A 12,338-nucleotide genomic window follows, 5' to 3' on the forward strand; every position below is an offset into this window, starting at 1 on the left:
GCTATCGGCGGATGGAATACCCATGTTCGGGGCCATATTGGGGAATAAAAAGCGCTATACCAGCCCTTCTGTCGTGCACATTTGGGGAATGTTCCCCCAGCCATGGGGGTTCTCTTGGTCGATTTATTCAATAATTTGAACGTTCAATATTTTTATTTATTTTTCAGATAGTTACTCAATAATTCTGAGTCGACTTAAGTTTGTGACAGTCTCTTGACCACCTCCCGCAACAGTATTTAATTGAGCACGACGCCAGATTCCGGTCGATAAACAGTCGTTGTTCCAGCCATTTCAAGGAAACAAGGCGTCAGGGAGGCGTCTTGGATTGGCCTTATTCCGGTGCCCTGCGAATAGCGATGCGCTGTCGGTGGCACCTTCACAAATTGATTCATGGGCCACCTGCTGGCGCAGTCACCGATTAACGTCGGCCCACTCAAAACCTCGTAGACAACGCGCAGTCCGCTTTGCTGTGTGAGGACGTCGTCTGCCAGAAAAACGTTGAAGCCTGAGAAGCAGGCCCTTCGCCTCTTCAAGCGAATGGCCAATGGGGGCGCTTTGCCCCAAGGAAAGCAAAATGATCACTCTGATCAAGCAAGACCTGGCCTTCATCCTCGACCAGATCGTCATCGCCGAACGCCATGCTGCCGGCGAGTCGCTCTACGACCTGGTGGGTAATCCACTGCTGCCCATCGGCCTGCGCACCGTAAACGGCACTTGGAACAACCTGGTTCCCGGACGTGAGAACTACGGTTCGGCGGACCAGACCATGCCCCGCATGCTTGCGCCCGAGTTTCGCGACGCGGAGTTCGGTATCGATGGTCCCGGAGCCCCGCCCGGATTCCCTGGCAGTTCCACCCAGACTTCCTACGAACAAACCACTGGCTACGTGGTGGACTCCACGCCGCGCACCATCAGCAATCTGATCTCAGATCAGTCCGCCGCCAACCCGGCCGCAGTGGCGGCCGCCAATGCCACCGAGGGCAGTTTCGCCTTCGACCACGATGGCAACCCGGATACCCCAGACCTGTTGTTCATTCCCAACATTGCGCCGGATGAAGGCATCTCCGCCCCCTACAACGCCTGGATGGCCATCTTCGGCCAGTTCTTCGATCATGGCCTGGACCTGGTGAACAAGGGCGGCAGCGGCACCGTGTACATTCCGCTGCAACCGGACGACCCGCTCTACGACCCCAACTCGCACACCAACTTCATGGTGCTTACCCGTGCCACCAACCAGCCGGGAGCGGACGGCGTACTGGGCACTGCGGACGACATCCGCGAGCACATCAACCAGACCACACCCTTCGTCGATCAGAACCAGACCTACACCTCGCATCCGTCCCACCAGGTGTTCCTGCGTGAATACGAGATGGTGCCGAAGCTGGATGCCAATGGGCAGCCAATCCTGGATGGCAATGGTCAACCGCTGCTGATTCCCGTTGCCACAGGACGCATGCTGGATGGCGCAGGCGGCGGCCTGGCCACCTGGGCGGACATCAAGCATCAGGCTCGCGAGAAGCTGGGAATCGACCTCGGCGATGCCGACGTCACGAACCTTCCGCTGCTGGCAACCGACGAGTACGGCCAGTTCGAACGGGGCGCCAACGGCTTTGCCCAGATCGTAACCGGCAGTGGGTTGGTGGAAGGCAATCCCGTTGCGCCGATCAGCACCGCGAATGCGATTCGCACCGGCCACGCATTCCTTGACGACATCGCTCACGACGCGGCGCCACGCAACAGTGACGGCAGCATGAAGGTCGCCGACAGCGATGACGCGCTCGGCCTCGGTGGGGCCCCCATACCCAATCCGAACTTCAACCCTGCGTTGCCAATTGGCCCCGGCAACCTGCCGACCCTGACCAGCTACGACAACGAGCTGCTCGATGCCCACTACATCACCGGCGACGGGCGAGGCAACGAGAACATCGGCCTGACCGCCGTGCACCATGTGTTCCACTCGGAACACAATCGCCTGATCGAGCAGATCAAGACCACCCTGCTGGAGGACGGCGACCTCGCGTTCCTCAATCAGTGGCTACGGGTAGACGTCGCCACTTGGCCCGCCAACCAGACCGAAATCGATGCCTTGGCCTGGGACGGTGAACGGCTGTTCCAGGCGGCGCGCTTCACCAACGAAATGCAGTACCAGCACCTGGTGTTCGAGGAGTTCGTGCGCAAGATTCAGCCCTTCACCGATGTGTTCATGGTGCAGCCCAACGTCGAGCTGGACCCGGCCATAGTCGCGGAGTTCGCCCATGTGGTGTACCGCTTCGGCCACTCCATGCTGAACGAGACGGTGGAGCGCCTGGACATCAACATGCAGAGCGGCGAGATCGGCCTGATCCAGGCCTTCCTCAACCCGGTGGAATTCGGCAGCGCCGGGGATGCCGACGCGGCGGCGGGCGCCATCATCCGTGGCATGACCCGGCAGGTGGGCAACGAGATCGACGAATTCATCACCGGTGCCCTGCGCAACAACCTGGTGGGGCTGCCGCTGGACCTGGCGGCCATCAACATCGCTCGCGGTCGCGACACCGGCGTGCCCTCGCTGAACCACGCGCGGGAGCAGTTCTTCGAGATGACCAACGATGCCAACCTCAAGCCCTATGTGAGCTGGGTGGACTTCGCGCTGAACTTAAAGAACCCCGCGTCCATCATCAATTTCATCGCCGCTTACGGCACCCACGACAGCATCACCGCGGCCACCACGGTGGCCGACAAGCGCGCAGCAGCGGAAGTACTGGTACTCGGAGGTACCAACGCCCCGGCGGACCGGGTGGACTTCCTCAACAGCAGCGGCACCTGGGCGGCCCAGGAATCGGGCCTTAACCTGGTGGACTTCTGGATCGGCGGCCTGGCCGAACGCAAGATGCTGTTCGGCGGCATGCTTGGCTCCACCTTCAACTTCGTCTTCGAAACCCAGATGGAGACGTTGCAAAACGCCGACCGCTTCTACTACCTCTCGCGCCTACAGGGGCAGCACTTGCTGGGCGAGCTGGAAGCCAACTCTTTCGCCTCCCTGGTGATGGTCAACACCGACCTGGGGGCACCCGGTTCTTCGCACTTGCCGGGCGACCTGTTCGCCGCGGTGGATTACATCCTGGAAATCAATCAGGCCCTGCAGATCGGTGCAGACCCCACCTGGAGCAACCCGATTCTTCAGGCACTCACTCCCATGGTCGAGCGTGCGCCGGGCGTACTGAAGTACCACGGAGACGATCACGTGGTGCTGGGTGGCAGCGAAGGCAATGAATGGCTGCTGGCTGGCACCGGCGATGACACCCTGTGGGGCGACGGCGGTGACGATACCCTGGAAGGCGGCTACGGCAACGACATCCTCCATGGTGGCTCCGGGGATGATGTGATCACCGACATCGGAGGCGACGACAACCTCAAGGGCGAAGACGGCAACGACGTCATCAGTGGCGGCAATGGCATCGACCTCCTGTTTGGTGGCGCCGGCAAGGACTTCATCATCGGCGGTACCGACGGCAAGCAGGTGCTAGGTGGAGCCGGCGATGACTTCATCTACGGCGGCGATGGCATCGATGCGTTGTTCGGCAACGAGGGCGACGACTGGGTCGAAGGCGGAGCCGGCTTCGACTACATCGCCGGCGACAACGGCGACATCTTCTTCGAGAGCAAGGTCATCGGCCACGACGTGATCAATGGCGGTGGCGGCGATACCGACTACGACGCCGAGTCGGGCGACGACATCATGTTCCAGAGTGCGGGCATCCAGAAGAACATCGGCATGTGGGGTTTCGATTGGGCGATTCATCTCAATAGCCCGGTGGTGGCCGACTCGGACCTGAACCAGACGATCTTCCCGAACATGCCCATCGAGGTACTGCGCGATCGCTTCAGCGAAGTGGAGGCGCTGTCGGGCTGGAACCTCAACGACACCCTGCGCGGCGATGATCGCGGCAACGATCCCACCGCCGAGCCGGAGTTCATCCTCGACAACAACAACTTCCTGTCCCAGGCCGGGGTGGACCGCATCGACGGCCTGCGCGACCTGCTGGGCGAGCTGATCCCGGAATACTCGCCCGTGCCCGGCGTCGATCCGGAAAGCCTGATCGCCTTCAACAGCGGCAACATCCTGCTGGGCGGCGGCGGTAGCGACCTGATCGAGGGTCGCGGCGGCGACGATTTCATCGACGGCGACGCCTGGCTCAATGTCCAGCTGCGCCTGCTGGATGCCAACGGCGTGCCGGTGGTGGACGCCAGCGGCGCCGAGCTGCGCGTCAACAGCCTGGTAGAACTGCAAACGCGGATGTTCAACCGCGAGCTGAATCCGGGACAGCTGGAGATCGTCCGCGAAATCCTCTTCACCAACAACACCGGCGACCGCGACGTGGCACTGTTCTCGGACCTGGCCACGAACTATGACTGGTCCCGCAACGACGATGGTTCCTGGACCGTGGTCCATGCGCGCGGAACCCAGCTGGAAGGCACGGATCGCCTGCGCAATATCGAAGTGCTGCGCTTCCTCGATCAGGAGGTGTTCATTGGCAACCAGGCACCCGTGGGTACGGTCAGCATCAGCGACACCTCGCCCACAGAAGGCCAGATGCTTACTGCGACCCGTGCATTCACCGACGTCAACGGCACTAGTAACGCCACCTTTGCCTACCAGTGGCAGGTGTTCAACGGACTGGCGTTCGTCAACATACTTGGCGCGATTGCTGCGACCTTCACGCCCACCCAGGCCGAAGTCGGCAAGGAGCTGCGGGTGATGGTCAGCTACACCGATGACCAGGGCACCGCAGAGGTGATCTATTCCGCCTCGACACAAGTGGTCGGCGACCTGTGGAACGGGGTGGGCGCCACAGCCGACATCCTGAGTTTCACGGCGGGAGACGATATCGCCCACGGCAACAACGGCAACGATCAGTTGTTTGGCCTGGCTGGAAACGATCTGCTCACGGGCGGTAACGGCAATGACACGCTTCACGGTGAGCTGGGCGACGACACGCTTCAGGGCGGCGTGGGTAATGACACGCTGCTGGGGGGCGCAGGCAACGACACCCTCCAGGGGGATGCCGGTAACGACACACTCGATGGCGGTGTGGGTGTCGATCTCATGCAAGGCGGTGCCGGCAACGATGTCTATCTGGTGGATGACCTGGGCGACCAGGTGATGGAAGAACTTGCCGGCACCGCTGGCGGCACGGACCGGGTCGATACCACTCTGGCAACCTACTCCCTCGGTGCCAATGTAGAGAACCTGACCTACGTAGGCAGCGGCAACTTCAGCGGTATTGGCAATGAACTGGCGAACACCATCACGAGTGGCGCTGGCGACGATACGCTCGATGGAGGTGCAGGTGCAGACCGACTCGTGGGTGGCGCCGGCAATGACACCTATCGTCTGGATACGACGGGCGATGTGATAGTCGAGGCCGCTGGTGGCGGTGTGGACCTGGCCTACTCCGAGTTGCTCAGCTATGTCATGGCCGCCAATCTGGAAAATCTGGTCTTCGTTGGCAGTAACGCTACCTATGTAGTCGGCAATACGGTGTCCAACCAGATCACCGGGGGCATTGGCGGCGATGTGCTGTTGGGCAACGGTGGCGACGACTCGCTGATCGGCCTGGATGGCGATGACTCACTCGATGGCGGCACGGGCAACGATGTATTGCTTGGGGGGCTGGGTAATGACTCGCTGATCGGTGGTATCGGCAACGACTTGCTCGAAGGCCAGGAAGGCGACGATGCACTGGCTGGCGGCTCAGGTGACGATGTGCTCCTTGGCGGGGACGGCGCCGACGTGCTGCAGGGTGAAACGGGTAATGACGTACTCGTGGGGGGCACGGGCAACGACATCCTCGATGGCGGAACCGGAAGCGACATCTTCCAGTTCGCCGCCGGTTTCGGTCACGACCAGATCATCGGCTTCGACGGTAATCCGGTGGGAGGTCAAGATCTGCTGGATGTCGCCGCGCTCGGCATCAACGCAGCAAATTTTGCCGCACTGGTGTCCATCAGCGGCACCGTTGCCCAGACCGTAGTGACCATCGGTAGCGACAGCATCACCCTGGTAGGGGTCAACGTCGGGTCAATCAATCAGAGCGACTTCGTAATAGGTGCCTGATATCCCATGTGACACGATATCCGCCACGGCGAACGAATAGTGTCGCCGTGGCGTTGCAATCAGCGAGGTTGGTACACAGTCCCCCGTGATAGGGTTTTCGCTCCGATCATCCCACCTGTGCGCCAACGCTCTTCTCGTCATGTGGCGCGTCCACCCAGTTCAGCTTATCGAGATGCCGCTTGCAGTTGATGTACTGCTGCCCCACTACCTCATCTACCCAACCAAATTGCTCGATGACCCGTGCATTCACCCAGCCGTTGTAGGCCAAGGACAGCACTTGGGCTCTCCAGCCATCCTGGTAGCCTTCCACTCGTTCGAATCGACGCCAGCCCTTCAGGGCATCGTCTGACCCCAGCCAGTACCACTCGCCGTAGTAAGCCTGGTCGAACACAGCGAACTTGTTCTTCTTTGCCCAGAAGCTCTGGCTGGCTTCCCGCTTGCACTCTTCAAAGTTGAACAGCCCTCCATAGTGCAATGCCTCCAGGGCATGAGTGATGTGCTTCTGTGCCATCTTTCTGGCCATTCGGCGAACAATCCCATCGAACATCAACTCAGACATGGTCTTGCCCTTCGCAGGGGTGGAAGTACAGGGAGGATAACAGGCGGCCAGAGTCTTGCTCGTTTCCGGATGTACCAGTCAGTCCATCCATCACCTGCAGCTGCGTATGTAAACCTGTCAGCTACTCTTAAAGTTGTCCTAGAGAGAGGACAATTGGCCACTACGGCCCCCCCATCATTGGCACTTTGGCGCAGCGCCCGTGGCGGCCATTTCAAACTTCTAAGGCCGTCACGGAAACTTCACCCCTCCCCGAAGTGAATGCTCGCAGCCGTGGCGGCCTCTTTTCACCACTGACTATCCCTCCGATAAAGGCGTGCCTGCTGCCTCACGGCGAACGTGGCGTCAGTCTATTTTCCTGCGGCACAGGGAAGGGGAAGCCAAGCACCGGGAACTTGCCGCGTACACGGTTCTGGGCTTGGCAGTTCTTGACGCAGTTTGTGGACGGCGGAGCCACTTCCACGGAGTCTTCACCCAGCACACCACCCATTCGCCCGCCACTGGCAACCCGCCACACCGAAACACCGCCGAACTGGCTCACACGGGTGGCAACTTGGGTACTGTCTCGCCCTACAAACTTGGGAGACAGGTCATTGGCGAAGTTGACCCGTGGCGTCACCGGCACCGGCGCACAACTGGGGTTGAAGTTCGGAGGGACGCACAGCGGTAAGTTCACGTTCCTGAAGTTGGGGTTATCGAAGTAGAAAACTCCGTCTGCCAGTACGTGGGTGAAGTCGGTAGTAAGGCCATCGGCACGTTCCGGCTCCATCTGGAACACCCCACCTTGGGCACAGTCCTTGGCCTGGATCTTCATCCCGACGCCGGGACCGCTCCTTGCCAGCAGAACATCGGGGCCATCCAGCTCAAGCGTCAGATTTCCATTAAGCGCCACCCCTTGGAGATCAGGAGTCTTGCTGGCGAAGATCGTCGTCGGGACGCCGCCGGTCATGTCTAGCGGATTTGGCGCGCCGGTCAGCGTGTAGTTGCGAACACCCAGCGTGGCCGCGTCCACCACAAACACCACGAACTTGCCCCGAACCGTGAAGCTGGTACCTAAACTGCTCGCGGGGATTGTCGTTTCGGTTAGTCCGCTAACAGGCCCACCCGGAAGTTCGACGGTAAATCCGCCCCCCTCACAGCCCGCATCTTTAGCGGCATAAGCCTGCTGGCCCAGCAATCCTGATGACAATGCCGCAAACGCAAGCAATCCAGCCCTCATCAGGTCAGGCTTCTTTGTGGGGAAAGTTGTCTCTGAGGCAGGTAACTCCAATCGGCTGTTCATGATGTGATCCTCATGCACACAGGGGAACGCCAACCAGTCCATACCTAGTCGCCCGTGGGGAGCGGCCAGCCAACCAGCACGGCCAATATCTGCAGCGTGATAACGCAACTGCGGTACCGCACCATCCTTCCAAACCAGTCAGCATCGTTTAATGCGTGGGAAATTTTCCCACGAGGTCAGGCTAGTTCTGTCTCCCGAGGAGTCAACGACCGAACATCGGGGTAAGAATCAGCTGTGGCAGTGGCGCCCAGAGCAGCGGCGCATCGTGGCGGTTTTCTTTCGGTCCGCCGTCCATCAGCCCCGCCCGTGCCCACGTACGCCGGGTGTATCGTGAAAGTGTCCCGTAAGAAGGACAGAAAGCCATCGCACGCCCCCTCCCCATCGGGCAATGGAACGCGGTGGCTTTCCTATTTGGAGCGGGGAACGCTAGGGGAGCGTCATCACCAGATACAGGGCAAAGCAACTGGTAGTGGCAACCGTTGCAAGCACTAGGGCATTCACCAGTTTCAGGCTTCTTTCTTCGTCTGCATCGCCGGTGTAGCTGACAGCAGCAATTAGCCCCATATGCATTAACCAGATGGCGGCGGCTGTCACTGCCAGAACGAATTCCCTTTCCATCCTTGCCCCTTGTAGCGGTCCATTCGTGCCAGTGGACCCTGCCCAGTCCACTACACTTAAAGTAGCCCCGCAAAGTGCGGAGCCAGTTGCCTTAAGGCCGTTACGGCACCCCCTCCTCCATGCGCAATGCTCGCAAGCAGTAGCGGCTTCTTTTCCCCAACGACATTCCTGAACATGCCCGTCATTCTCGAATCAGTATTGACCTGCCCTCATTGCGGCCATACCCAGCAGGAAACCATGCCCACGGACGCCTGCCAGTTCTTCTACCAGTGCAGCCACTGCAATGCACTGCTGCGGCCCAAGCCTGGAGACTGCTGCGTGTTTTGTTCGTACGGCTCCGCACCCTGCCCGCCTATACAACAGCAACGCGGACGTTGCCAAAGTAAGGCTTAGCGTGTGGCTACGTCCCCGATGACAGTAGAGGGCAACACCATGTGTGGCAGGTATGTTTCCCCGGGAGACTGGGCCATCGAACACTTCTGGCACATCGGTGCCCGTAACTCCGGGCGCTGGATCCAGATCTTCAATGTCGCCCCACCATGCAAGTGCCTAAGCTGTGCCAGCCCCCAACCGTAGCTGGTACCACCTTCCTTGAATTATGGCGCCTCGAGAAACACCCAATGCTGGGGGTTATCACCCACAGAAACGGGGGAGTTTTTTTCCGACAGGGTAGGCGAACGCCTCGGTGCCTTTTCCATAGCCATTCTGTCCCGGGGTAGCGTCGGTGGTATGGCAGTTGCTTGGTTCCCGGTGACCGGCCGGTGGAGCCAAGGTCGCCCAAGAAGTCTTGCTCAGATTGCAAGCCAGTGTCTTTTCAGGCGTCCGTCACGCCGGCTGTGGGGTCGGTTACATCAATGCACACCGCAGCCAGTTGGATGATTTGTCACGGCCGTCTTGGTTACGTCCGATCCGTCCCACCCGGTGGAGAGGCATTGATCGAGACATCGTACTAAGGTCGAGTCACGGCTCCTCATTTGGACACAGATCTCGTGCTGGTTGTCGCATAGCTCGCCCCCCAGGTTGGGGGCGTATCGAGACGATACCGAAACGGAGATTCACCATGCTTATAAAACAATGCTTGTTGGCGCTGGCAATCGGTGGCGCCTTATCCGCAGCAACCGTGCTAGTGCCCGACTCCATTTCGAGCTTCTCCAGCGTATATGCCAAGGACGGTGGCGGGGGCGGTAGTGGCGGTGGAGGTGGCGGTAGTGGTGGCGGTGGTGGTGGTGGTGGTGGTGGTGGCGGTCATGGTGGAGGTGGCGGTGGCGGTGGCGGTGGCGGTGGCGGTGGCGGTGGCGGTGGCGGTGGCGGTGGTCATGGTGGGGGTGGCCACGGCGGAGGTGGCGGCCATGGAGGAAATGGCAGTGGTGGTGGTCATGGCGGCGATGGTGGTGGACACGGCGGCTCAAGCCATGGAGGGGATAGCGCGGGGCGCGGCAGCGACAGTGGACACGGTGGCGCAACCAGTGGGCGTGGTGACGATCACGGTGCTAGTCATGAGGCAGGCGGACCTCATGGTGTGGGGCACAGTGCCGACGATGGACCAGGGCATGACGTAGGCGAAGCCCACGGTGTGGGTCATGGAGCTGATGATGGGGCCGACCATGATGTCGGCGATGATCATGGCGGGCGTGCGACCGGCGAGCCCGGAGATGATCGAGGCGGAGCCTGAGCGGCGCCTGCCGCCCCAGGAACCTCGGAAGCTTTCCGAGGTTCCTGGGGCCTTCCGGCCACCTTGCCAGTCACACGCAATCAATCCTGGCCCAGCAGATCGATGATCGGGCAGCACGTATCACTGCTATTCGCATCACACTGGTGAATCAGTTCATTCAGGGCTTGATGCAAAGCTGTCAGGACGGCCAGTTTCGCTTCGATGAGCTGTACCTTGTGAATAGCCATGGACCTGACCTCCGGACAACAGCTGCCGTCGGCCAGCTGGAGGAGATCGCTGATCTCCGCCAAGGTGAACCCCAGTGCCTGAGCCCGCTTGATGAAGCGCAGCCGCTTGACGTGGCCGGGTGCATAGCGCCGCTGACCACCCAGTGCTTTGCTTGGCTGTTCTAAGAGGCCCTGACGCTGGTAGTAGCGGACCGTTTCAACCCCAACATCTGCCATCGCCGCCAACTGGCCAATACTGAGTCGCTCGGCCATAACAACCTCTTGAATCCGTACTTGGATACAGGATTAAGAGTAGATAGGTACGGAATCTCCAGGCAATTGCCATGGTGGTCATCACAGTAACCCGCGCGTTGTTTGCCAGCCTGCTGGCCGGGATGGCCGCCTCGGTGTGTTGCTATGCGCCAGTCGCATTTATGGCCCTGGGGGTGGGTAGCGGTGCCTGGGCGCTGAACTTGGCCCAGGTGTCGCCCTATCGTCCCGTGCTGGTCAGTTTGACCTTGCTCTCTCTCGGCTTCGCACTCACTCGCCTTTATTTGGTTCCGCCCTACGTGGTGAACGGGGCAGCGGTCCAACGCCGCGCACTCGCACGGCAACGACAGTGGTTCTGGTGGACGGCAGCCCTTGTGCTCGGCGCGCTGGCAGCGCCATGGTTAGCGTCGCTGCTTCGCTGAGCACGTCAATTTTTCCAGCCTACTCGGATGTAAAACTGCCCTGAGTTTCTAGACAGATCCAAAGACTGTTTCTGGCCGTTAGCAGCCCATGCTGAAGCAGCTATTGGCCGATAGCAGCGCCTCGCCAAGGGCAGGAATCGGCCAATAGCTGCCCCCAGCGAACCAGCAACTTGCACGTTAATGAGGCAACATCAACGAATCGTCCAGTTCTGACCAAGTGCAGGGTTCAGCCTCATTCCCTTACATTCATATGATCGAGCGCCCAGTTGATGTAGTCCTCAGGATGGGTGTATCGGGTCACCAGTTCTGATGCGCTGAGGCCGTTATCGATGGTGATGCCACGCTGCTCGCGAAGACTGTCATAGGTGGCTTTGATAGCCGCGAAGTACGCCGCATGGCCGTCCACCACTATGCGCACGCCCAGCTCCGCCAGACGGTGGTCATCGCGCAGCTCCGGATTCCCGTAGGTGACCAGCATCAGCGGGATGCGCAGGTTTTCAGCGATTGTTTCGAGATGGGTGAAATCTTTCACACCGACCAGGCAAATGCCGTCAGCGCCGGCATCCTGGTAGGCGCGAGTACGGTGGACAACATCGGCGAGCGGCTGCACTCCGGCGTGGGTACGGGCAATGATGGACAGGGCTTTGTCGTCGCGCACCTCCTGGGCGGCGCGCAGCTTGCCGATGCCTTCTTCGACATTGATCAGGTCGTAAGATTTGCGTCCGAACTGGGCGGGCAACAGTGTGTCTTCCAGTGTGAGCGCGGCTACACCAGCGCGCTCAAGCTCGATCACCGTTCGCATGGCGTTGAGGGCGTTGCCGTAGCCATGGTCGGCGTCGGCGATAACCGGCAGCCGGGCGACCCGGCCAATGCGGGTCGCCTGTTCGACGAACTCGCTTAGGGTGATCAGCGCGATGTCAGGTGCGGCGAGCACTTGCAAGGAGGCGACCGAGCCTCCCAGGATGCCGACTTCGAAGCCGAGGTCGGCGGCAATGCGTGCCGACATGGGGTCGAACACGGAGGCCGTGTGATAACAGGCGGGGCTTTCAAGCAAGGCACGGAAGGCGCTGCGTAGATCGTGGTGACAGGCTTTTTGCATGATCTTATCCCTCGGGTCTTTATCGAGCCTTACTACCGGTCACGCTGTGCAAGACCCGTACCTGACGGTCGAGATGTTGGTAGGTCGCCGATTCGACCGGAGTGAGTGATGGGCGA

10 protein-coding genes are annotated in these 12,338 nt (G+C 60.4%); 3 read left to right on the forward strand and 7 right to left on the reverse strand.

The window, feature by feature from the left end:
• Nucleotides 1–574 precede the first annotated feature (574 nt).
• Entirely contained in the window at nt 575–6,097 is a 5,523-nt protein-coding gene (locus MnOB_RS12950) for a peroxidase family protein (RefSeq protein ID WP_077524634.1), read from the forward strand.
• A gap of 106 nt (nt 6,098–6,203) precedes the next feature.
• Here the strand turns inward: MnOB_RS12950 and MnOB_RS12955 are convergent, their stop codons facing one another.
• From MnOB_RS12955 to MnOB_RS12965, 3 genes are all read right to left on the reverse strand, one after another.
• Nucleotides 6,204–6,656, reverse strand: a complete 453-nt coding sequence (locus MnOB_RS12955) for a hypothetical protein (RefSeq protein ID WP_158713810.1) — start codon at nt 6,654–6,656, stop codon at nt 6,204–6,206.
• A gap of 325 nt (nt 6,657–6,981) precedes the next feature.
• Nucleotides 6,982–7,935, reverse strand: coding sequence for a hypothetical protein (locus MnOB_RS12960; RefSeq protein ID WP_077524636.1), 954 nt, complete (start codon nt 7,933–7,935; stop codon nt 6,982–6,984).
• A gap of 426 nt (nt 7,936–8,361) precedes the next feature.
• Nucleotides 8,362–8,553, reverse strand: coding sequence for a hypothetical protein (locus tag MnOB_RS12965; RefSeq protein ID WP_077524637.1), 192 nt, complete (start codon nt 8,551–8,553; stop codon nt 8,362–8,364).
• Nucleotides 8,554–8,727: 174 nt separating this feature from the next.
• On the opposite strand from MnOB_RS12965, the gene MnOB_RS29215 reads away from it, so the two are divergent.
• Complete coding sequence (locus tag MnOB_RS29215; RefSeq protein ID WP_077524638.1) at nt 8,728–8,946, forward strand: GDCCVxC domain-containing (seleno)protein; 219 nt, start codon at nt 8,728–8,730, stop codon at nt 8,944–8,946.
• Between the two features lie 730 nt (nt 8,947–9,676).
• Here MnOB_RS29215 and MnOB_RS29600 read toward each other — a convergent pair.
• From MnOB_RS29600 to MnOB_RS12985, 3 genes are all read right to left on the reverse strand, one after another.
• Nucleotides 9,677–9,952, reverse strand: coding sequence for a hypothetical protein (locus MnOB_RS29600; protein WP_158713811.1), 276 nt, complete (start codon nt 9,950–9,952; stop codon nt 9,677–9,679).
• Nucleotides 9,953–9,958: 6 nt separating this feature from the next.
• Complete coding sequence (locus MnOB_RS29605) at nt 9,959–10,177, reverse strand: hypothetical protein (RefSeq protein WP_158713812.1); 219 nt, start codon at nt 10,175–10,177, stop codon at nt 9,959–9,961.
• Nucleotides 10,178–10,305: 128 nt separating this feature from the next.
• Entirely contained in the window at nt 10,306–10,704 is a 399-nt protein-coding gene (locus tag MnOB_RS12985) for a MerR family transcriptional regulator (protein ID WP_077524641.1), read from the reverse strand.
• Nucleotides 10,705–10,775: 71 nt separating this feature from the next.
• Between MnOB_RS12985 and MnOB_RS12990 the strand changes: the two genes are divergently transcribed.
• Nucleotides 10,776–11,123, forward strand: coding sequence for a mercuric transporter MerT family protein (locus MnOB_RS12990; RefSeq protein ID WP_077524642.1), 348 nt, complete (start codon nt 10,776–10,778; stop codon nt 11,121–11,123).
• Between the two features lie 232 nt (nt 11,124–11,355).
• On the opposite strand, the gene MnOB_RS12995 is transcribed toward MnOB_RS12990, so the two are convergent.
• On the reverse strand, nt 11,356–12,222 hold the full coding sequence (locus MnOB_RS12995; RefSeq protein WP_077524643.1) for an isocitrate lyase/PEP mutase family protein: 867 nt from the start codon (nt 12,220–12,222) through the stop codon (nt 11,356–11,358).
• Nucleotides 12,223–12,338: the final 116 nt, after the last annotated feature.

The sequence above is a fragment of the Metapseudomonas resinovorans genome (genome assembly GCF_002003485.1).
Taxonomy (GTDB): domain Bacteria; phylum Pseudomonadota; class Gammaproteobacteria; order Pseudomonadales; family Pseudomonadaceae; genus Metapseudomonas; species Metapseudomonas resinovorans_D.